This window comes from Spirillospora sp. CA-108201, from assembly GCF_050936235.1.
Taxonomy (GTDB): Bacteria; Actinomycetota; Actinomycetes; order Streptosporangiales; family Streptosporangiaceae; genus Spirillospora.
Genome location: NZ_JBNJNE010000001.1, coordinates 8,486,572 through 8,508,984, shown reverse-complemented (window position 1 = coordinate 8,508,984; position 22,413 = coordinate 8,486,572). Strand labels below are relative to the sequence as shown.

Annotated in this window: 15 protein-coding genes and 1 pseudogene; 6 read left to right on the top strand and 10 right to left on the bottom strand. The window is 67.4% G+C overall.

Annotation, left to right across the window (positions count from 1 at the left end):
* The first annotated feature begins 66 nt into the window (after positions 1–66).
* Genes drmA through drmC form a run of 3 tightly spaced genes read left to right on the top strand, consistent with a single transcriptional unit; the run spans position 67 to position 6,226 of the window.
* Positions 67–3,600, top strand: coding sequence for a DISARM system helicase DrmA (gene drmA / locus ACQEU6_RS40755; protein WP_499339039.1), 3,534 nt, complete (start codon positions 67–69; stop codon positions 3,598–3,600).
* On the top strand, positions 3,597–5,432 hold the full coding sequence (gene drmB / locus ACQEU6_RS40750) for a DrmB family protein (RefSeq protein WP_499339038.1): 1,836 nt from the start codon (positions 3,597–3,599) through the stop codon (positions 5,430–5,432). The genes drmA and drmB overlap by 4 nt, the downstream gene beginning before the upstream one ends.
* The gene (gene drmC / locus ACQEU6_RS40745; protein WP_499339037.1) at positions 5,429–6,226 is read left to right on the top strand and encodes a DISARM system phospholipase D-like protein DrmC; all 798 of its coding nucleotides are present in this window, start codon (positions 5,429–5,431) and stop codon (positions 6,224–6,226) included. Before drmB ends, drmC begins: the two co-directional genes overlap by 4 nt.
* Here drmC and ACQEU6_RS40740 read toward each other — a convergent pair.
* From ACQEU6_RS40740 to ACQEU6_RS40710, 7 genes are all read right to left on the bottom strand, one after another.
* Complete coding sequence (locus ACQEU6_RS40740; protein WP_499339036.1) at positions 6,196–7,359, bottom strand: hypothetical protein; 1,164 nt, start codon at positions 7,357–7,359, stop codon at positions 6,196–6,198. The genes drmC and ACQEU6_RS40740 overlap by 31 nt on opposite strands.
* Positions 7,356–7,868 carry a DUF4365 domain-containing protein gene (locus ACQEU6_RS40735; RefSeq protein WP_499340504.1) on the bottom strand — a complete coding sequence of 171 codons (513 nt, stop codon included), beginning with the start codon at positions 7,866–7,868 and terminating at the stop codon, positions 7,356–7,358. Before ACQEU6_RS40735 ends, ACQEU6_RS40740 begins: the two co-directional genes overlap by 4 nt.
* Positions 7,869–7,969: 101 nt before the next feature.
* Positions 7,970–10,624, bottom strand: a complete 2,655-nt coding sequence (locus tag ACQEU6_RS40730; protein WP_499339035.1) for a hypothetical protein — start codon at positions 10,622–10,624, stop codon at positions 7,970–7,972.
* Complete coding sequence (locus ACQEU6_RS40725; RefSeq protein WP_499339034.1) at positions 10,617–12,005, bottom strand: hypothetical protein; 1,389 nt, start codon at positions 12,003–12,005, stop codon at positions 10,617–10,619. The genes ACQEU6_RS40730 and ACQEU6_RS40725 overlap by 8 nt, the downstream gene beginning before the upstream one ends.
* Before the next feature lie 453 nt (positions 12,006–12,458).
* Complete coding sequence (locus ACQEU6_RS40720) at positions 12,459–12,818, bottom strand: DUF6086 family protein (RefSeq protein WP_499339033.1); 360 nt, start codon at positions 12,816–12,818, stop codon at positions 12,459–12,461.
* Entirely contained in the window at positions 12,818–14,131 is a 1,314-nt protein-coding gene (locus ACQEU6_RS40715) for a hypothetical protein (RefSeq protein ID WP_499339032.1), read from the bottom strand. Before ACQEU6_RS40715 ends, ACQEU6_RS40720 begins: the two co-directional genes overlap by 1 nt.
* A gap of 530 nt (positions 14,132–14,661) precedes the next feature.
* Positions 14,662–16,116 carry a tyrosine-type recombinase/integrase gene (locus ACQEU6_RS40710; protein WP_499339031.1) on the bottom strand — a complete coding sequence of 485 codons (1,455 nt, stop codon included), beginning with the start codon at positions 16,114–16,116 and terminating at the stop codon, positions 14,662–14,664.
* A 636-nt stretch (positions 16,117–16,752) separates the two neighbouring features.
* Between ACQEU6_RS40710 and ACQEU6_RS40705 the strand changes: the two genes are divergently transcribed.
* Positions 16,753–17,493 carry a leucine-rich repeat domain-containing protein gene (locus tag ACQEU6_RS40705; protein ID WP_499339030.1) on the top strand — a complete coding sequence of 247 codons (741 nt, stop codon included), beginning with the start codon at positions 16,753–16,755 and terminating at the stop codon, positions 17,491–17,493.
* 304 nt (positions 17,494–17,797) lie between these two features.
* Here ACQEU6_RS40705 and ACQEU6_RS40700 read toward each other — a convergent pair whose 3' ends face one another.
* On the bottom strand, positions 17,798–18,058 hold the full coding sequence (locus tag ACQEU6_RS40700; RefSeq protein WP_499339029.1) for a hypothetical protein: 261 nt from the start codon (positions 18,056–18,058) through the stop codon (positions 17,798–17,800).
* 260 nt (positions 18,059–18,318) lie between these two features.
* Here ACQEU6_RS40700 and ACQEU6_RS40695 point away from each other — a divergent pair, with 260 nt between their 5' ends.
* Positions 18,319–19,089: a transposase family protein gene (locus ACQEU6_RS40695; RefSeq protein WP_499340503.1), complete on the top strand. Its 771-nt coding sequence runs from the start codon at positions 18,319–18,321 to the stop codon at positions 19,087–19,089.
* Between the two features lie 851 nt (positions 19,090–19,940).
* Here the strand turns inward: ACQEU6_RS40695 and ACQEU6_RS40690 are convergent.
* Both ACQEU6_RS40690 and ACQEU6_RS40685 read right to left on the bottom strand, forming a co-directional pair.
* A complete protein-coding gene (locus ACQEU6_RS40690) occupies positions 19,941–20,405 on the bottom strand; it encodes a DUF1877 family protein (protein WP_499340501.1) in 465 nt (154 codons plus the stop codon).
* A 291-nt stretch (positions 20,406–20,696) separates the two neighbouring features.
* Complete coding sequence (locus tag ACQEU6_RS40685; protein WP_499339028.1) at positions 20,697–21,377, bottom strand: hypothetical protein; 681 nt, start codon at positions 21,375–21,377, stop codon at positions 20,697–20,699.
* A gap of 338 nt (positions 21,378–21,715) precedes the next feature.
* Here ACQEU6_RS40685 and ACQEU6_RS40680 point away from each other — a divergent pair.
* Positions 21,716–22,291 (top strand): annotated as a pseudogene (locus tag ACQEU6_RS40680) (protein kinase domain-containing protein); the annotation flags it as partial.
* Between the last annotated feature and the right edge of the window lie 122 nt (positions 22,292–22,413).

The following is a 22,413-nucleotide window of genomic DNA, read 5'->3' as shown; positions in this document are numbered from 1 at the left end:
TCGTGGCGATCGGACCTTTCAGATCGATGACGGCGCGGTGTCGGCGGTCGGCGCTACTGTGACGCCGTGAGCGACGACACGGTGCTGCGGGTGCCCCGGCCCGCCGAGATCCGCGACGAGCTGCTCGGTCTCGTCCTGAAAGATCTACACGGGCCGCTCGCCGGGGAGCGCGAGGAGTTCGAGGAGCGGCCCACCGACCGCTACATCCTCGGGCGGCTCGCACCGGACGGCGAGGTGATCGAGCCTGACGAGCAGGACGAGAACGCCGACGGGGCCGGTGGCGACCACGGTGAGGATGACCGCGACCGCAACGCGCCGAACATGGTCAGCCTGGCTCCGTCGTCGCTCGGGTGCACCGTCTACGTGTCCGGCGACGTCCAGGAACTCGTGGTTGAGGCCGACTGGGCCTACCACGAGCGCGTCTACCCCGAGGACGAGGACGCCTCGGGCCCGGTGTGGCGCCGCGTGCCCGAGCACGGATCCGCGTCCCTGAAACTGCGGGACGGCTTCCTGTCACCCGAACAGCTCACCTCGGAGCATCCGGAGGTCGTGGTGAGCGGCCGGGCCCGGCGGCTCGACGGCAACTGGCTGGTCTCGGTGTTCCTGGTGAACGGCAGGCCCAAGCCGTCCCAGCTCGCCGACTCCGCCTGGATGTTCCAGGTCCGGCTGAGCGTCACGGGTCCCGGCGGCGCGGCGGTGTTCCTGCCCAGGCCCGCCACCGTCAGCGGCGGTGACAACGCCGACAAGGCCGAGCAGAAGCGCCTGATGATGGCGTACCGGTTCACGCCCGAGTTCGCCGTCGGTCACAGCACCGGTGTGCGGGTCACCCCGTCGCCGGACGACCCGATGCGCGCGGTCCGGGTCGAGACGGTCGCCGTGGCCGACCACGAGGTCCCCGCCACCGGCGTCCCGGACGTGAGCACGGACGCCGACCTGCCCGAACTCGCCGACCTCGTGGTCGACATGAGCGACCTCGCGGGGCTGGCGGGCAGCCCGGCGGGCGACCTTCGGGGCGCCCTGATGCCGCTGGTCACCGGGTACCGCGCCTGGATCGACCGGCAGAGGGCCGGGCTCACCGATCCGGCGCGGCACCTGGCCGGGTACACCGCGGAGGTCGACGAGACGCTCCGCAAGGCGGTGCGTGCCGCCGATCGGATCGAGGCGGGCATCCGGCTGCTGGACGACGACCCGGCGGTTCGCCGCGCCTTCGCGTTCGCCAACCGGGCGATGCATCTCCAGCGCGTCCACACGATGGCCGCCGACATCCGCACGAAGGAGCCCGACCGACCGCTGGACGACGTGGTCGCGGCCGTCGATGTAGCGAGGAACCGGAGCTGGCGGCCCTTCCAGCTGGCGTTCGTCCTGCTGAACCTGCCGTCGCTGGCCGACCCCGCCCACGAGGAGCGGGCCGACGGTCACTCGGCGCTGGCCGACCTGCTGTGGTTCCCGACCGGTGGCGGCAAGACCGAGGCGTATCTCGGGCTGACCGCCTTCACGCTGGCGATCCGGCGGCTCCAGGGCCCCCTGGGCGGCCTCGACCCGCGTGCCGGCGTCGCCGTCCTCATGCGGTACACGCTGCGGCTGCTGACCATCCAGCAGTTCCAGCGGGCGACCGCGCTGATCTGCGCATGCGAGACGCTCCGGCGCGACGACGAGGCGACGTGGGGCGTCGAACCGTTCCGGATCGGTCTGTGGGTGGGTGCCCGGGTGACCCCGAACCGCACCGACCAGGCCTCCGAATGGCTGAAGCAGCACAAGGGCAACCGGAAGCGCCCCGTGGTCAGGCAGGGCTCACCCCACCAGCTGACGAGCTGCCCGTGGTGCGGCAGCCGGATCGAGCCGGGGCAGGACGTCCACGTCGACATGACGCGGCGGCGCACGACCGTCGTCTGCCCGGACGTCTTCTGCCCGTTCGGGTCGGCGGCGGGCCCCGAGGGCATCCCGATCGTGGTGGTCGACGAGGAGATCTACCGGCTGCTGCCGAGCCTGGTCATCGGGACGGTCGACAAGTTCGCGCAGCTCGCCTGGAAGGGCGAGACCGTCACGCTGTTCGGCCGGGTCGCGTACCGGTGCGAACGGCACGGCTACGTCACCGAGGACCTCCAGAACAACGACTGGGAGCTGTCCGGGACGGCGGCTCCCCACCCGGCGAAGGGCGACGCGCCCGCCGCGCGGATCGTCCCGGTCGGGCGCCTCCGCCCACCCGACCTGATCATCCAGGACGAGCTGCACCTCATATCCGGGCCGCTCGGCTCGATGGTCGGCCTGTACGAGACCGCGGTCGACAAGCTCGCGACTTGGGAACGGGGCGAGGGGCGCAAGGTCAGGCCGAAGGTCGTCGCGTCCACCGCGACGATCCGGCGCGCCGAGAAGCAGATCAGCGCCCTGTTCGACCGGCGAACCGACCTGTTCCCGCCGCCCGGTGTCGACATCGGCGACGGCTTCTTCGCCCGGCAGCGGCCCACCGTCCCCGATGCGCCCGGGTACGCGCCCGGCCGGCGCTACGTCGGCATCTGCGCGCACGGCACCCGGTTGAAGTCCACGCTCATCCGCGTGTACGTCGCGGTGTTGGGCGCCGCGCAGGCACTCCACACCAAGTACGGCGAGAACGAGGTCACCGACCCGTACATGACCCTCGTCGGCTACTTCAACAGCCTCCGCGACCTCGCGGGGATGCGGCGGCTGGTCGAGGACGACGTGTCCACCCGGCTGATGCGGGCCGACGAGCGCGGGCTGGCCAAACGGCACGACCCGCTCCCCCAGGAACTGACCTCGCGGCTGTCGTCCCAGCAGATCCCCGAGGTGCTCGACCACCTCCAGGTGCCGTTCCGGAAGAACCGGCCGAAGGGCGAGCGCCGTCCCATCGACGTGCTGCTGGCGACCAACATGATCGCGGTCGGGGTGGACGTGTCCCGGCTCGGCGTGATGGTGGTGGCGAACCAGCCGAAGTCGACCGCCGAGTACATCCAGGCGACGAGCCGTGTCGGGCGGGCCGCGCCCGGTCTGGTCCTCACCGTCTTCAACTGGGCCCGGCCCCGCGACCTGTCCCACTACGAGGCGTTCGAGCACTTCCACCAGACGATCTACCAGCACGTGGAGGCGCTCTCGGTCACGCCGTACGCCGAGCGGGCCGTGGACCGCGGGCTGACCGGGGTCCTGATGTCCCTGGTGCGCGACCTGGACCTGTCCTACAACGGCAACTTGAAGGCCGCGGCGTTCGACCGGAACAACAGCCTCGCCGACCACGTCGTCCGGTCCGTTCGGCGGCGCGCCACCGACGTCACCGGAGACAACGCGGTCGGACGGACCGTCGAGCACCTGCTCGACGCGCGCCTCGACCAGTGGCACAGGGAGCGCCTCATCCCGGGCCGCAGGCTCGCCTACGACAAACCCCTCGGTGCCGGAGCCGACACCGCGGGGCTGCTCCGCCGGCCGGAAGAGGGCAAGTGGAAGCCGATGACGTGCCCCACCTCGCTGCGCGACGTGGAGCCGGGGATCAGGCTGCTGCTGCTTCCCGAGGACGACGGGCTCTCGATCGTCGATGAGCCCCCGCACGTCCCGGTGGAGACCGACGACGAAGAGGACGGAGCGACCCCATGACGGTCCAGCCGCTACGGGTCGGCGAGCTTCGGCCCAACCAGCTCCTTCACACGTTCGGGGTCGGCGCTGTCGCCGACCTGCCGAACCTGTCCGTCGTCATCGGCGGACTCGACGACTGGGACCTCGCCAAGTCCGAACGGGTCCGCGAGGACCGGCTCCTCGCCGCCGTGCGCAGGGAGCTGGGCGACCAGGTCGAAGCCCTGCGCACGCCGCCGCACATCCCGGAGACCAGCGACCCGTTCGCCGAGTGGAGCCGCGTCGGCGTCCCCGTGCGGCTGTTCCCCCGCTGGCTGCGCTGCTCGGGCTGCAACATCCTCGCCCCCGTGGAGAGCGGGCTGTTCAAGCTGCTGCCGCACTCCTACTCGCCCGAGCGGATCCGGTACATCCACGAATGCCGGGGGCGCGGCGGGAACCGGCCCGTCGTCGTCCCGGCGCGGTTCGTCCTGGCCTGCGAGCACGGCCACCTCGACGACTTCCCCTGGATGTTCTACGTGCACGACGGGATCGTCCCCGAAGGCGGGCAGCACACCCTGAAGCTTCAGGAGCGCGGCACGACGGGAGAGGCCGCGAACGTGTACGTGAGCTGCGAGTGCCGAACCGACAAGTCCGGCGGCCGGTCCATGGCTCCGGCCCTTGGCCCGGAGGCATGGCGCAGGCTGCCCGCCTGCCGGGGCCGCGACCCCCATCTGGCGTCCTTCAGCGAGTGCGGTGAACCGACCCGCACTCTCGGTCTCGGAGCGACCAACTCCTGGTTCGCAATGCAACTGCAGGCCTTCACGCTCCCCCGCGCGGACGACGAGCTCACCCAGAAGATCATCGAGAACTGGGGGCAGCTCAGCCTCCTGGTGCCGCTCCCCGACGAGAGCGCGAAGGCGCTGGTCACCCAGCTCACGTGCTGGCAGGACCTCGAATTCTTCGGCGTCGACAAGGTCCTCCAGGCAGTGCGCAAGCGCGCCACCGAGACCGACGACGAACCCGCCGACGAACGCGACCTCGACACCCCCGAATGGGAGGCGCTGACCCGCCCCGACCCGGTCGACCTTCCCGACTTCACCATCCGCAAGGAGAAGGCGCCGACGACGACGCGCTCCTGGCTGCACGAGGTCGTTCTCGCTCCGCGGCTGAGGCGGGTGTCCGCGCTCTACGGCTTCACTCGCATCGACGCACCGGAATGGGACGTCCAGGCGACCGACACGAACCGGCGCGTCCGGCTGTCCCGCGAAGCGCCGACCTGGGTGCCCTGCGCCGAAACGCGCGGTGAGGGCATCCTCCTGCGCTTCCAGGAGGACAGGATCGCCGCCTGGGAACAGCGGCCAGAGGTTCTGAAGAGGCAGCGCGTCCTGCGGCTCGGACATGAGCGCTGGCGCGCGCAGCGGAAGATGTCTCCGGGCGACTGGCCCGGCATGCGCTACGTCCTCCTGCACACCTTCGCGCACGTACTCATCCGGCAGTTCGCTCTGGAGTGCGGCTACAACGCTTCGGGCATCGCCGAACGGATCTACGCCCGCACCGGTGACCGCCCCATGGCGGGGATCCTGCTCTACACCGCGGCCCCCGACAGCGAGGGCACGTTCGGCGGCCTGGTGTCGCTGGGGCGCCGGGACCGGCTCGGCGACCTCATCGGCCAGGCGCTCGACGCGGCCCGCCTGTGCAGTTCCGACCCGCTCTGCGCGCAGCACGACCCGCGCCCGCACGGCCGCCTGTTCGGCGCGGCCTGCCACGCGTGCCTGTTCGCGGCCGAGACGTCCTGCGAGCACGGCAACCACTACCTCGACCGCGCGCTGCTCGTGGACACCGTGATCGACTCCGACATCGGCTTCCTCGCCCGGTGACCCCGGAGCTGGCCCGCGTCATCGCCCGGCTGGCCGAAGAACTACCGCCGGGGCACATCGAGGAGTGGGCGCGGATCCTGCGCAGCCACCGAGCGCCCGGCACCGACTTTGAAGCACGGCTCATCGAGGCGGGGCCGGGCTTCGCGGCCGGTGTCCGCGCCGCGCGGCTCGCTCGGGCATGGCGGGAGGCCGAGCCACGTCCCCCGGGGGAAGCCGTCGCGCTGGCGCTGGAGACCGGGGCCGTCCTGCACGCCCGGCATGCTCGGCGTCAGACCGACGTCGTCGTGAGCGGCCCCCTCAGCGACCGCCCGGCGGTCAGGCTCACCGGCGCGGTCGTCACGGAGATCATCAGGAGCAGCAGGACGGCTCTGCTCGTCGTGAGCTTCGCCGCCTTCGGCGTGAGCGAGGTCGTCCGCGAACTCAAGGACGCCGCGGCGCGCGGCGTCCACATCGACCTCGTATTCGAAAGCCCCCGCCAGGAAGGCGGTGCGCTCAGGGGAACCGGCGCGGCAACGGCCTTCGCCGCGCTGCGCGACTCGGCCACCTTCTGGACCTGGCCAGCCCGCCACCGGCAGGCGGCAGGCGCATCCCCCGCAGCGCTGCACGCCAAGCTCGTCGCGGCGGACGACCGGGTCGCCTTCCTCGGCAGCGCCAACCTCACCGACCGCGCGCTGGGCGACAACATCGAGCTGGGCGTGGTCGTGCGCGACCCGGCGGCCGTGCGCCGCATGGTCGGACACTTCCGCGGGCTGATGCGTCCCGGTCAGGGTCCCCTGGAACCGGTCTCGCGCTGATCCGCGTCGGTTATGGAGAAGTCGCGGACGGATCTGAATTCCGTGCGTTTGCCCGTGCGGGCCAACGTCCCGATGATCCTGACCGGGCGACCGTCCCGGCTGGCTTGCAGGGCTTTGTTGAAATCCTCCGGTGGCAGGGGCACCTTGATCAGCCGCCGCTGGCGATCCTCGCTCGCGGTGTTGGAGCCGCGGACGATGATCCAGCCGTCGTCGGTCGGCCGGACCCGTTGCAATCGCCAGACCGTACCCACGACCACGGCGTCACGGTCGATCCGATCGCCTACACCAAGGTCCTCACCCGCCTGGGCGAGCACCGATGCCATGGACGCGTCGAAGCGGACGGGCGGAGTCGCGATGCCGGTCGGAGTCCGCAGCGCCCAGGCGAACCGCATCTCGAAGGGCTGGTCCTGCTCGGTGCCGCCGAACCGGCCCAACGCCCTGCACAGCTGTGCGGATATCCCCTCACCGACGCGGTCCGCGAACGGATCGAGTTCGGAGCTCTCCAGGGCTTCACTCGACGCCGCGTGGGCCGCCTGGATCGCGCTGTAGAGCCGCAGCATGACCCGGCGGCCAAGAGGCTGGGGAACGCTGAACATCGCGCCGTCGTCCTCCGCCAGCGGAACCTCGACGGTGATGATGTAGCTGCCGGCTTCCGCCGGTCCCAGCCTTGCCTTCCTCGGAAACTCCTCCACCTGGGCGAGCTTGCGCCGTGGCAGGCGGACGGCAGGCTCGCTCAGCACCGCGTAGGCGCCGGCGATGAGCATCTCCCTGACGCCTTCGTAAGCGGCCGCCCCGTCCGCCACCGAGATACTGCCGGTCGGCGCCGGCGGCTGGGTCCGGACGCGGTTGCGGTCGACGTTCACGTTCGTCAGGTCCCGGAGGATCTGCTCGCGCGGGCGCCCTTCGGCCCCGGTGAGGACCTGGAGAAGGTTGATCATGCGGAGCTCGTAGTCCCGCACGTCAGCGTCTTGCGGGATGACGACCTCGAAGTCTTGGTCTCCCTCACTGACCGCCCACAGACGCGACGACCCGATCCGGTCATAGGCTTCCCAGCCGTTGTGTGAGAGATAGGTCCTCACGTCGTCCGGCGGGATCGCGGCGAGCGTCCGGCGCAGATCCTCCTCGACGGTCATGAAGCCTCCAGCGACGTGACCGGCCTGACCATGAGCGCCAGCAAGGAGTCGACGGTGAGCAGGTTCCGCTTCGGTACCGGGGCCTTGACCTCCTTGTCGCCGGGAATCTCCCATGCGGGCTGAACATCCTTGAAGGACGCCCAGTAGCAGGCCCGGTAGAGGCGGAGGCACTCGTCGTCAGCCCGAGTGTAGGCCCGGATATCCGCCGGCACCACGACCAGGAACAGGAATCGGGGGATGTCGAACGTCCCGGCCAGCTGGTTGAAATGCTTGGACTCCATCGAGTAGTTCCAGGTGTCCCCCGCCCCGGTGGGGACGCGCCACGACTTCACCTGGACATCGATCTGCGGCAGGTACGCCGTTTTCCTCGCCCCGGGGTACTTGAATGAGAAATCAACGCCGTCGAAGTCGGGGTCAGGTTGCGAAACCAGCAGTCCGGACGCCGCGGCAACAGTCCGAACGAACGCCTCACCGAACTTCCCCTGATGATTGCTGTGGTCGAGTGCCAGCGCTGACCTCCCGGAGCCTCATCGGTCCCCCGACCGGACTGCTCACCATTCAAGCACTTTGACCACGACATCCACCAACTGCCGATAGTCCGCTTTTGCTGTCACCGCAGTGGGTCACCGCACCGAGGCGGAGCCGGATCGTCCAGCCCGAGCCGGGCCAGAAGGTCGCGCGCCCCGGGTACCGGGCGGTTGAGGGGACCATGGTTGATCAAATACCTCTTGAGCACCGACTCGTCATAAACCGCCGCCGCAGGGGTCACGATCCCCGAAAGCTCGTAATGGCGCCAGAGCGGCCCCCTGACACGGCCGCTCTGGCGAATGATCTCGATGGTGATCAGCTTGCGCGGCTCCCAGAGCGCGAGAGCCCACAGCCCGTGGTCATTGCTCGCCCACGCCCCCACCAGCGCCGCCTTCTCGGCCGCTGCGATCATCTGGAGTGCGACCCTCATGGGATTGGCGAAGCTCCCATGCACGTGCAGCAACGCGTCCGAGTGCCGATGGACGTCGATGCCGCGTTCGGTCAACTCGGCGATGGCCTCGTCCAAGGTGTCGTTCTCGACGATGTCGTGCGCGAGAGCGAGCACCTCCTCGGGATGGACGTACCAGCCGAAGCGGTCCTCAAGATGGGCGCCGTATTCGGCGATAAGGTCATACTCCGCGACGACGAGCAGGTGGCTGAGGGAATCGATGACCTCTCTCACCAGCAGATTCTCGCGCGTCCCGGAGTGCCGCGGGATCTCGCTCCGCGCAATGGCAATGGCCACGGCCGCGAGACTCGCCGCGTGCGGCTCCAGATGCTCGGGGATATCGGTCTCGGCCAGCGAATCCAGCCCCAGGAGCAGCAGCGGGAGCCACTCCGCCTCCATGCCGGGGTCCCAGGCGTTCTGCCCAACCACGCACAATGTGAGGCGCAGCGCCAGGAGTCGTTCGAGGGGCGGCAGTTCCGGAGCCAGCTCAGTGAGGTCCTTCGCGAAGCGCCGGTAGCGGCGCCGCTCATGTTCGCTTCGCCCCGCCAGGTCCGCGGCGGGGGGAGCTGAGCCGTCCGGCTCGTCCTGGACGAAGTTCTCGGCCTCGTCGCTCTCCAGACCGGCCGCATCATCGTCGGCGTACTCCTCGTCCCAGGAGGCGGGCACGAGGTCGGGCCCGTCGCCTTCGGTCACGGCCGCCAGCCGGGGCAGCCCGAGCGCGAAGTGCAGAAGGGGAAGACCAAGCCGTTCGGTGCGTTCATCCAGGTAGTCACGCCAGGTGGAATGATCCGTGGTCGCCCCAGAGGAGGATGTCGCGGAGCGGGCTCCGGCAGCCGGTGTGGAGGCGGCACCGGCGAGAGAGCCCCGCAACTGAGCGAGATCGGCGAAGAACTTCTCCGCAAGTCCAGGGGTCTCCCAGAATTCCTCGGGCGTAGGCGCGGAGGAGTTCGCGCGGGTGCTGCGTCGCCGCTGCACTCGCCGAGGGTCGTTGACCGCGATGATGTTGCCGAACCGTGGTCCGCTATCGGTGTCGAGCACCAGCTGGAGTCTGCTGCCAGCTGCAAGGCGTACGGGCACGGTCTCGGCCGGCCGGCCCGGACCGACCTGCGCCAGTTCCTGCCAATGGTCGGGCGGGGCGTCGACCGGGGAGACCCGAAGTCGCGCAACGGACGACTGAGGCACGAGAGTCAGCCTGGTGCCGTCGTCCTGCAACTCGGCAGCCAGCAGCAGCGAGCCCGACTGAGCCGGCTTCCACTTCGGGACCGTGATCGTGCGTACGGTCGCAAGCGGCACAGCTCCGCCCTCAGGGCAGAGCGACGACTCGACGGGTGCGATCACACCGAGCTCGCAATTGCCACCTGCCGACTGGTCGAGCAGTAGAGCGCGGCGAGAGAGGTTGGGGCTGCCCGTCAGGGCGAAGCGCCGACCGTCGACCTCCCATTCAACGAGCTTGCCGTGCCGGTACCGCCGTTCACCGTCAGCACGGATCTCGCCGCCGACACGGGCGACGAGTTCGGTCAAAGAGCTGCCGTCCAGCTCGGTGCGGCCGGGTTGGTAGACGGCCACCAGGCGGTCCGGCCGCAATCTCTCCACCAACTCGGACAGTGCCGCCGAGGCGCGGTCGTAGAACGGAGCGAACACCGCGAGCTCCCTGACGGGGCCGGAGGGCAGCTGCTGGATGATCGGCTGTTCCAAGCTGCTCACGAGGCGCGCTTCCGACGGTTCGGCTTCCGCCGGGAAGGAATCCAGCAGATCTGCGGTACGTCCGAAGGCTGCGCGGGCGGCCGGAGTGAAGCGGTCGGGCAGCCCGGCCTGGCCGCGGAGCCAGGCGGCCAGCCGGCCGAACAGCAGCGGTGCTCCGTCGGGCCCGCCTCGGGCCACCGTCCAGATCTCGCGGTTGTCCGCCCACCCGGCCATCGTGGTGTTCCCGGATCCGATCGCCACCGTCGTTCGTCGCGGACCGGCCAGGACCATCAGCTTGGGGTGGAAGGCAGCGTTCGGCACGAAGGTCAGCGCGGCGAGGTACGCCCGCCCCCACCGCCGGGCGGCGTAGGGGTCTGCTACCGCCACGGTGGCGTCACCTACCACAGTGACCCTGGCACCAGTCGCCTTCGCGGGCCCCAAGATGACCCGTTCGAAGAACCCCCAGTCGAGGGTGTAACTGAGGAACAGAGCCTCCTCTGTCTGCTCGTCCCCCTGACGTTCTTCCTCTAGAACCAGAGAAAGAGGCGAGATCAACCAGCGTTCGCTCTCGACGGGTGCCGCAGAGAAGCCATCGTCGTCAGGCAAGGAGCGCCCACCCTCGTTCCGTGACCTTCCATTGGCCCGTCGCGTTGGTGAGCACGCCGGCACCGACAAGTACGCTGCCGAGCTGGTCGATGCGCAAGCCGACGTCCCCGGAGCCTTCTGTCCCGACCGCGAACAGGTGCCCGTCACGGCCGCGGACCCTGCTGGGCACCCAAAGGCTGCCATCGTCCCGTCGCTGCGACTTGGCCAGCGCTATGCGCTGGGCGCGAGCCAGCAGGATCCTCACCAGTTCCCTGGCGAAGTCTCGGAGATGCTGCGATCGGTGCTCTTCCAGACGGCGGCACATCCAGAGGGGGCTAAGCTCGCGGTCTCGAATCCGTTCACTACCGATGAACGCGCGCAAAGAGTCGCCTTCGAGTTCCTTGGTGCGGCGAGCTCCGATGGCGAGGACGGCCAGCTCGGTGCAGGGCAAGGGCCAGTCGTTCCGACGAAGTGCCGGTTCAACCGGAGCCGTGTGCCCGTTGCCATCGATGGACGATGGCAAATCGTCGACGAACGCGCCGACTGTCTGGTCCGACAGTTCAGCAGCAAGGCGATCGCCCAGCTCCTCAGCGGGCATGAAGGATTCGATCTGGTTCACAAGCCACGCCCAGAGACGTCGCCATGCGCCTACAACATAGTTCCGCAGCAGCAACCCCTGCCACACGGAAGTGATGGAGAGCGACGCGGCCACCTCGTCGGTGACACCGAACTCACCGAATGCGACCGCCTCCGTGAAGTCTTGGGTGAGGCTCTCGACCTGATGGGTGGCAAGCACGCGCGCCAGTAGACTAATCGTCTCCCTGCGGTCTCGGTCGTGAGGCGTCGTCGGCCCATCCCCCACCCCACAGAGGATGGTTGAAAGCCACTGGCCGTCAGGTGCCTCCCCTGCCGTGCACAAGCACAGGTGGTCGGAAAACGCAGCAGCTTCGTCGCCGATCTCCTCTTGAGCCGCCAGTTCGAGAAGCGGACCCAGGCTGGCTCGCAACACTGCCTCGTCGCTACGTGGTCCCGGCGTCAAAGACGAGCCTCCCGGCTCGAGGATCCCCAAAGCTCTTTCTGAAGCCGAGTACGGCTTCCAGAACCCCCACGGAGAACTGCTGTAACCGCCTTTGCCTGGTTGGGCCGCCTCTGCGAGCACGACCGGACTCACTCCCGCCAAAGCATCCTGTCCATGGGCCTTGGGCAGCCTGACTTCGTGATCGTGATGGGTCGACACCACGGCGAGCGCCACCTCGACACGGCGCAGCAGTTCCTGCGTGTCCTTGCCAGAAAGATCCCGCCCTACCGCCTCGTGCGCGACCAGGGCGTGTACGGCGTAGTAGCGCGCATGCGGAGTCACCGTGGTCACGCCTGGGACGAGTCGATCCACCATGTTCAGCACGTGCGACTCAACCGACAAGGGGAATCGCCCTGCCACCGGCGGAAGCCCTCTTGAGCTCCAAGCCGGCCCCTCCACAAGAATGGTCAACGCAGACCTCGCAGTCGCCGGCTGGCCATGACTCCGACTAATCCCGAACGCCACTAAATCTATCGCCGCAAAGCCTGGAGCGCTCCGAAATGAAGGCTGACGCCCGAAATTTCGAACCCCCGGCGCCGCCGCCTATCGCCCTTAGATGGCTTCCGATCAACAACGTACGCGCTCCCACAGCACCACAGGGTCACCGCGCGGGCTGTTGCGGCCACCGCAGAGCGCCCGCACTTCGGCCCGCAACTGGCGTCGCAGCCCATCGCCAGTCTGACCGCCATATGATCAGATCACGACCACCGAACGGCATTTGCGACCCCTAAGGCCAGTGTCCGGAACCTTAAAGGCTCTGACATTGTCCATTTTCCGTCAGGTTGGCATTCTCTGCGCAAATTCAGGCAAGGTCAACCAGAGGGACTTCTGCTCCTCGCCGTGAGGAGTGATTTCAATGCCGCCCCGTTGAAGCATTATCAGGGAGGCGAATAGTACACCACGCAACATTTCTTGAGCAACAGCGTGGTGACTGGAAAAGAACTCCTTAACAAGGGCGCGCGTGAAGTCACTGAATACAGAAGCGTTGATGTCGCACATGTCCTCTGCAACCGCCTCCAGCCCGGTCGGAAGCTCCAGGGTATGGGCGGCTGCTTCTGCCAGATTGACGTACAGTTGCCCCACTCTCAACGAGGGGCTCCACACTGTCTCGTCGTCGATGTCGAAGATATAGCCCACTATGACCACTCCAGCAGGATCTGTTCAGTTGGATACGCTTGACGCAGCCTCTCGACCGCTGATTCTACCTCGGATCGAAACACTGGATCGGCGCCGGGACTCGTGAAGTGAAAGCCGATAGGCGCCTGTTCGTACCCGACGATGTATTGGCGCGCATCAAGATAGGATGAGAATTTCTTATCAATGTGCTTGGCCACCCACCGTCCGACATCGCTGGCGTGGGTCGCGCTCTTCTCTTCCCATAGAACCCCGCCTTGGATGCGGTCGATATCGGTGATCGTCCTGCCGGGCACGGCCGGGTCGTCGACGACGTAATCTCTCTGCCCTTCCAACCGTGTGGGCTTGCCCGCCGCTTCACCATCGACGAGTTCTTCAATGATGCCGGATGGGAGTTCGGTGGTCTCGGCTTCGACCGCCTCGATGGTGGTGGCTTCGTCTTCAGCACCCTCCCGAGTACCGTCGGCGACGGCGCTCTCACCCCCCTCGCCGTCCTGATCACCCTGAACCTCTGGGGTCGCAGCGTTCTCGCCAGTTTCTCCGGAGGGGGACACTGCATTTTCGGCGGGTTGGCCGGCTTCTGGGCCCGGTTGTGCTTTGTAACCCTCAACGGGTGCTCGGACCCCCGCGGGGCGCGGGGCGTCCGCTACTGGTGCGGCTGGCGGTTCGCCGCTGTCGCCGGGTGAAGCCTCTGTGGCTGCGAGCTGCTTCTCGGGCTCACGCTCGTCGCCTCCCACGTTCTCGCTTTGCGATGGGGCCCTTCTGTCGCCATCGGCGATCTGGGCCTCTTGGAACTTGGCTCGTAGTTGTTCTGCGTCTCGGAATTGAACTTCGCGGGCGCGGGCCAAGCTTTCCAAGCGGGACGGCGGCTTGGGAGGGGCTGCGTCGTCGGTGGGGAAGGGCTCTTGCGGCTGGGGTGGTTCCGGGTCGTCAGTCTTGTCGTCGGCGCTGCTACCCCTGTCGTCCTGACCTTCCGCTCCGCCGGCCTCGGGCCGACCGAGTCCAGGCACACGGTTCTCGTTTGCACGCTCGCCCTCGTCCTGGGGCGGGTTCTCGGTCTTGGCCTGGCCGGCCTCTTCCGTTTCCGGGTCACCGTTACCGGTCTCAGCAGGCTCGGCCGTGTCGTCGGGTTCTTCGGTCGACTGGGAGCCACCGTCGGTCGCGTCGGCCTCTGGTTCTTTCTTGGCATCCGACTTGGCTTCAGCTGAGCGATCCTCGAGGGACTCCTGCTTGTCGCCGGTCGGGTCGGTGGAGGACTCGTCGGCGGCTTCCGGTCGGCCGGGGAACTTCCAGCCCGCTGCAGTCAGGCTGTCCATACGGGGGGTTTTCCCGTTAGCTCCGGGAGGGTCGGTCGGCGACTGCTCACGGGTGCCCTGCGGGGTGGTCTTGTCGGCAGTCTCGGGGCCTTTGCTCGGCCCACCTGGATAATCCACGCCCACGCTCGCAGCCCTTCCATAGAGGGAAGGTGAAACGCCCGACCGGACAGCTCACCAGGGTGCGTATGTGAGTGCGGGGCCAACGCCACACCACCCGCCCCCTATGTAACCGCGCGCGTGCAGAGTTCGCACGTAGGGGGTGTCGAAGCCGCAGCAGCCGCATGCGTTTAGCGTTGCAGATCCACTACAAGCCGCGAACCCGTTCGTATATCCATGCAGAACAGGACAAAAAAACGGCACAGATGGCCCTTTTTTGACGGAATATGATGATCCTTCAGAGCGCTCCCGGCGCCGGCCGAGTCGGCTCCGGCGATCACGTGCCTCGCTGACCCCGCCGAGTCGCTCGATGTCCTCGGATGGGATGTTCGTGATCAACTCCTCTGTCTCCGGGTCCGCCCTGAAGGGATGCGCTACACGGAGCGGAGGTTTGGTGTTGTTTCGGTTTGCTGGGCGATCAGCTGGTCGGCTAGGACGGCCTGTAGCTGGGTGATCTTTGCTTGGGCTTCGGCGAGTTGGGCTTCGAGGTCTGCGGGTGCGTCCTGGCTGCCCTGGGTCGCGCGGATCTTTGCTAGGGCTTCTAGGGCGGTTTCGTCGGCGGTGGGGAGGGTGTGGAGGTAGCGCTCGGTTGTGGAGATCTTGCGGTGGCCGAGGCGTTCTTTGACGACCTGGAGGTCGGCGCCGCCAGCCAGGAGCCAGGAGGCGTGGGCGTGGCGGAGGTCGTGGATGCGGGGCGACCATCCGAGGTCGGCGGCGGCTCGGGCTGGGTGCCAGCAACGGGTGCGGAACCAGTTCGCGGAGATGTGGGGGTCGTCGTCGATGACGCGGGGCTTGCGGGGGTTGTCCTTGCCCTGGGCGCGGCGCTCAGCTCGGTAGGCGGCGTACGCGGCTCGGCAGTGGTGGCACTTGCACTTGCCGAGGCTGTAGGCCGTGGTTGTTCCGTGGGTGTAGGTGCGGCCGTTCGGGGCTTCGAAGGTGAGGGCGTCGGGGTCTAGGAGTTCGAGGTTGGGCGGCTCGGCTCGGTGGCGGCTGAAGAAGAGGTCGTCGGGGACGAGGTCGTTGGCCTCTACGTGAGCCTTGAGCTTGGCGACGATCTGGGAGCTGATTTTGAAGCGGCGCCAGCGCTTGCCCTTGGGGTAGTCCTTCACCAGGAAGCGGCGGCCTTCGGGGTGGAACTTGGGAACGAGTTCGACGACGGAGCGGCTGACGGTGAGGATGCCGGTGGCGAAGTCGAGGTCCTTGACGCGGAGCTCGGTTAGTTCGCCCCAGCGGAGACCGCTTTCGATGTCGGTCTCGACGAGGAGTTGGGCGGTCGCGTCCGGGAGCGCCTCGTAGATACGGGCGAACTGGTCGGCGGTGATGATCTGGCGCGGCTTCTCGGGGACGGGGTCGGTCTTCACGCCGCGGCTGGGGTGGTAGACGAGGACGCCGTCGTTGACCGCGGTGGTGAAGATGGCGTTGAGGATCGCCGTCTTGCAGTACTTGATGCGGTAGGCCGAGGCGCCCTGCTTCTTGAGGTGCGTGATCCACTCGCGGACGGTCTCGGAGGTGATGTCCTGCAGCTTCATGTCCGCGAAGTACGGCATGACGTGGGATGCGAGGGCGTAGGCGTAGTCCTGGCGGGTCGATGCCTCGATGCGGTGGTTCGGGAACCAGCGACCCTCTACGTAGGTGCGGAAGGTCTGGCGGGCTCGGCGGGGGTCGCCCGCCTTGCCCTCGGCGATGCGGGACTCGGCTCGTTGCCAGGCGCGGTCGGCCTCCTTGCGGGTGCCGAAGGTGCCGGCCGTCTGGCGGACGCCCCGAGCGTCGTCATAAAGCGCTTGGTATCGGGTGCCCTCGGGCCCCTTGCGCTTGCGTGTGAAACCCATGATCCCCCGAAGATCATTTGTCACTCATTTGTCACTGGATCATGGAAATCCGAGCGACATCGGCGAGCACAGGATGGCACACGAAACAGCCTCTGACCTGCAGTTTAGCGGTTCAGTGGCGATCGACGAGAGGTGTTCAACTGCCGCTTCCAAACTGGCTACGCGGGTTCGATTCCCGTCGCCCGCTCCACTCAAAAATCCAGGTCAACCCGCATAAAAGGGAGCCTTGGGCCCCGGTTTTCATGCGGCCTTTCGGGGCTGGTGTGCCAGATTGGGCTGCTGGCCGCCTCTGAGGTTCCTCGTCTTCTTGGTCCGGCGGTCTCTCTACCGTCCTCGAAGGCCATAAAATCACCAGGCAGAGTGTCCCCCGCGTCCCCCATCATCTCTGACCTGCGTAAACCCGGGGGACACGGTAGGGGGCATCCAGTGTGCGTTGTCCCTCGCCAGCGCCGGCAGATGCGACAACCGGTGCGACGGTGTCGACGAGATCATCACCCGTTCAAAGGGGGTGTCTCGGTTGGATAGGTCTCTCGGAACTTGGTGGCATGAAAAGGAGGTTCAGTGAGTTCAGGGACGGACAGTCATGAGGAAACAGCGGGTTCCGGCGGTTGGGAGTTGAGACTGGCCGATCTCGGATTGGAGACACTGCACGAGTCGCTGGCGACACTGCCCGACTTCACCAACGTCACCACCCTCGACCTGTCCAACAACAAACTCACCACACTCCCCGACAGCATCGACAACCTCACCAACCTCATCACGCTTCACCTGTACGGCAACCAGCTCACGGCGCTGCCCGACACGATCGGGAATCTCACCAACCTCACCACGCTCAACCTGTACCGCAACCAGCTCACGATGTTGCCGGACGCGGTTGGAAAGCTCACCAACCTCACCAACCTCCAACTGTCCGACAACCAGCTCACGGCGCTGCCGCACACGGTTGGGAACCTCGCCAACCTCAAAGACCTCGGGCTGCAACACAACCAGCTCACGGCACTCCCGGACACGATCGGGAATCTCACCGAACTCACCGTGCTCACCCTGGACGACAACCCACTCACAGCGCTGCCGGACACGATCGGGAACCTCACCGACCTCGACTGGCTCGACCTGAGGGGCAATCAGCTCACGGCGCTCCCGGACACCATCGGGAACCTCACCAGCCTCACCGTGCTCCACCTGTACTACAACCAGCTCACAGCACTGCCGGACAGCATCGGGAACCTCACCAGCCTCACCACGCTCAGCCTGGACGGCAACCAGCTCACGGCGCTCCCGGACACCATCGGGAACCTCATCAACCTCGAAGAGCTCCGCCTGGATGACGAGGTGATCGAAGCATTGCCAGAGTCGCTGCGGTATCTCGTCGAGTAGCTTCCAGAGGCTGGAACAGCAAGGGTGAGCCGCCCTCGATGTTCCAGCCCCTTGGGATGCCGAGCAGGATGAGGTCTGCTTACGCCGGTCGGTCGCGCTGCCTCCGCAGTTGCCGAGAGATCGGGGTGTCGTTCTGTGTCGCGGCGTCAAGGGGCGGCGGCGCTTGGGCCGCTGCGCGGCCCCGCGCCAGGCCGCCCGGAGCGTGCGGCGTGGGCGCCGGTCACCGGACGGCCGCGCCGGGCCACGCATCGCGACACATCCACTGGCCTCGCCCCGCCCGCCTCTCCACAGGGGCGCGCCGCCGCTATGGGCAGTAGTCGAGGCTCCGCCCGACGCCGGCGAGTACCTCGGCCCCCAACTCAGTCGCCAGAGCTGTCATCCCTGCCCGCTCAGCCTCAGTGACCGACTCGATCGCCAGGCCGTGCTCAGCATGCGCAAGGAACTCCGTGCCCCCGCGGAGTTGGTCGTCAGTCAGCCGATCCGCCACCAGACGCAGGAGCGCCGCCATGCGCGTCTCCCATTCACGAATAGCGATGTAGTCCTCATGTCTGCGGTACAGGCCCATGAGGCATTCCTATCGGCCTCCCACCACACCGCCAAGTGGGTTGAGGCATGTTGTCGGTCGGGCTGGAAAGGTGCGGGGCTCCCCCGATCTGTCAAGAATGGCGGCGGCCAGAACCCGTCCGCCGCTAAGTGAGGCAATTCCAACCTGAGCCTGCAGGTCACGGGCTGGTTGCGGACGGCAGATAGGCGCCCGTAAAGAGTGAAGCTCCTGCTAGATGAGGTTGTCGACCAAGATCAACCTTGTCCGCGCAGGAGCTTCATGTGCTTTTCTACCGTGCCGCGCTCGATCTGTCGCGCCAGACCCTTACGTTCGTGGCCCGGCTGGTGCGCGAGCGCCGCCGCCAGATCGGAACGCGGTGGCGAGTGCTGGGCCCGGACCGCCAAGCGCTGCTGGTGCTGGTGCATCTACGCCGCAACGAACCCTTCGCCCGCCTGGCCGCCGCGTTCGGCGTCGGGGCCGCCACCGCACACCGGTATGTGACCGAGGTCGTGGAACTGCCCGCCGAACAGGCACCCGACCTGCGCGAAGCCCTCCGGATCGCACAGCGCAAGGCCTACGTCATCCTGGACGGCACCCTCATCGCCACCGACCGCCTGTCGGGCGAGAACGATCGGCTGTTCTACTCGGGCAAGCACCGGCGGCACGGAGTGAACGTCCAGTTCCTCACCGATCCGCACGGCGAACTGATCTGGGCGTCCCCGGCGCTGCCGGGATCGACCCATGATCTGACCGCCGCCCGTCACCACGGCATCGTCGCCAGCCTGACCGCGCGAGCGATCGCCTGCTACGCCGACAAGGGATACGTCGGCGCCGGCGGCGCGATCGGCACGCCGTACAAACGGCGCAAGCGCCGCACACTGGGCAAACGCAAGAAGCTGTTCAACCGGCATCACGCCCAAGTCCGTGCCCAGGGCGAGCGGGGCGCTGCCACGCTCAAGAACTGGCACATCCTGCGCAAGGCCCGCTGTTCACCCAGCAGACTGACCGCCATCGTCCAGGCCATCCTCACCCTCCACCACCAGGCCAACTGAAGATGGAATGGGCTCAGTGCAGGTCTCGTCGGGGCCGGGGGAGGAAGGCAGGGGGAACAACAGCGGCTACGCCGCACGCCCAGGGACTCACAGGGCCATGGACACCACACGTGCCGGACCGACGTCTGGACGGGTTAATGGATGGCTGGGGCCAAGGGCCGTTCGTAAGCTCGTTGGTGCAGTCGAGCGAGCGATGGAGTGACATGTGGCGAAGAGGCGCTACGTAGCCCGTGGGGTTCCCGGCGGCTACCGCATCTGGGACACCAAGGGACGCAAGTGGTGGGGAGACCACTACGAACTGTGCCCCGACGATCTCCTGGCCGAGCTGAACGGAAACCGTGACTACGCGAAGATCACGGCACTGCTCAGGCACTATCGGGCTCGGAAGCGGTAGACACGCCCGGTCCGGAGCCTAGTTCTAGGCGTGCGCAACCAGTGCGGAACAGGCGGCCCCGGTTGTGCCGGGCGGGGCCGCCCGTGAGCTGGTCAGGGTGGCTACTCGTCTTCTTGGTCACTCCACCTGCCGAGTGCTCGGATAGCCGGTGACAGCAGCCGTGGCAGCAACAGACGCCACCACATATGATCAGCCGCCGCCACGAGGTCAGCGCGGGAAGGTGAGCCAGCGGCCTTGGGCGGTGATCGAACTGATAAGGATGCGGTCAAGCACCCAAGCCGGTCCAGCGACACGTGTGAACCAAGATCCGGAACATGTGCGGAATGCCGAGCGGTCGAAGGGCGAGCTTGGAGCGTTCGTGCGCAGGTCAGCACGGTTGCCCGCAGTGATCGGGTACGCGCCCTCCAGAGCCGGGTGCGTTGGCGTCTGGCTCTGCCTCATTGCCCTGGGAAGACCATCAGTACTGCCACATGATGATGGCGTCGTGAGCGCGAGCTGCGGTCTGGATGAAGGCAGCCAGCGATTCGAAGTGGCTGAGGACATAGTCCACCACGCCAGAGCGTTCCCGGATGACGTGTGGATCGGTCCCTGCCTGCACTGGGGATCTCGGGGTGAAGAATTCTGTGACCAGGGTCTCGGGGCGGAATTGCAGGAGCGCTTCGGCGGCTTCTTGCACTTGTTTGGAGGTGAGGTATCCAAGTGGCCCCCAGCCGTCGGATCCGGGTAGGATCTCCTCTCCGTAGACGACGTCGACGGGGAAGTCGAATTCGTCCAACAGGTCACCGATCCTGTCCCACGCCTTGTCGATGTTGAGGACTCGTTCCGCCGTGACCAGCTCGCTAGCCAGCCGCCTGGCCGAAGCCGGTTCTCTGATCATGCGATCAAGTTCGGCCGGGGTCCGCCGCGCGTAATATCCGATCATGCCCACGGGTGAAGTGTAGAGCCCCTGCGGATTGTGTGCGTATTTACCGCCTACGCATCCAGCTCAGGTGACGCGTACTTGCAGGTCAATTCCGCATCAGGATGGTGATCACGGGGGACTCACGGGGAGTCGCGGGGAGTCGCGGGCGGGCGTACATCGCCGCCGATCTCCTCGGCCGTTTCCCGACTTCGTGCCAGATCCGTGCCAGCTCAGAGCCGACATCGGCGACGGCGCCCTCGACGCCTGCCGGCCCCACCACCTCACCGCGAACCAGCGCGTTCATTCCGCCTGTCACCAGGAGGACGAAAAGCGCTCTCCGAGCTGCTCGTAGTCATGCTCGGGGAACAAGATCGGCAATGCGTCGAGCATGTTCTCAATTCGATCGCGCACGGGCTTGAATTCCTCATTGTCCAGCGGCGCCCGGGTGAACAGGAACTGCCAGCTGAAGGCTCCCTTGGTCAGCTGGAGCATTTCCAGGTACTCGCGGTAGCCGACGTCCATCTTCCACGCACCGTACCTGGGCTCGGCCACCCACCAGATTTCGGGTTCGTCCCCGCCTGGCAGCAGCCGCAGTGCGGCATAGTGCCCCGTACCTGTGTAGGGGTGCACATCGATAATCCGCAGTTGCGATGCCGGAAAAAGCTCCTTGCCCGTCCACGACTCGATCCATTCACCCTCCTGCCCCGGGCTTTCCGCCCGTGCGATGTGGGTGAGGTAGAACTCACCGTTGACGTACGGTCCTTCCCCCATCCACTGGCGCCCCAGCTCCCGAAAGCGCAGATGACACTGCTCCAGCCCAGCGGGCGCCTTGACCTCCTGCTCGCCCACGAGAGCCGCCCACGAGGCCGCGACATCGGTGAAATCCGTGTCAGGTTCATCCTGCAAGGCGTAACGGACCTCGATCCGCGGATGGTCGTCCAGGTCGCCACAGACCTTGCGCCAGCCGGCCTCGTACGCCGTCAGTCCCGCCATCACGCGCCGTCCCACCCTCGATGATCATCCAGCACGCGCAACGGTACAAGGCGGCGAACATCACAACGACCTGATCCACAACCGTTCGAACCGGTGTCGGCTGGCGGCGGCGTGTCGTTGCGCCGCCGATTCTTCTCGATTCAGGTGCGTATCCCACCCGGCGGGGCCCCGAGACGGGGATTTCACCGCCGGAGCCCGGCGGGTGGGGGGTCGGTAGTCTTATAGACGCGGTTGTTCTGTTGAGCTGGAGGCGGGATGGGGCCACTCCGGGCGGGGGATCCCGCCGGGGTTGGTGGGTATCGGGTTCTTGCCCGCCTTGGGGCCGGTGGGATGGGGTCGTGTATCTCGCCCGGTCGCCGGGTGGGCGGCTGGCGGCTGGCGGCTCTCAAGGTCAGCGGGCTGTACACGGCTCCCGTGCTGGACGCCGATGCCGACGCGCCGCAGCCTGGTTCGCCGCGGCCTTCGTTCTCGCGCCCACGTTGCGGGAGGCCGTCGAGGACGGCGGGGCGCCGCAGGCCGTCCACGGGGCGGGGCTGGTGCACCGGCATCTCAAGCCCGGCAACGTCCTGCTGGCCGAGGGCGGCCCCAAGATCATCGACTTCGGGATCGCCAAGGTCGTCGACGCCACGCAGATCACCCGGACCGGCGGCGTGATCGGCACGCTGGCGTACCTGGCGCCCGAGCAGATCTCCGGCGCCAAGGACGCGGGGCCCGGGGTGGACGTGTTCGCGCTGGGGGGCGTGCTGGTCTACGCGGCCACGGGGGCGCGGCCGTTCGGGGAGGGCGACCCGGGCGCGCTGCTCTACGAGATCATGTACGGCGAACCCGGTCTGGACGGGGTGCCCGCGTCGCTGCGAAGCACCCTGGCCGCCTGTCTGGAGAAGGAGCCGGGCCGGCGGCCTCCGCTCGCGGACCTGCTCGCGGCGCTGCCCCCCGCCGACCCGTCCGCGCTCGTCTCCCCGGCCCTGCGCCGCGACCTGGCGGCCGGGGAGGCCCAGGCGAACCGGGCGGGAAGTCCAAGCCCGCCGAGCCCTCG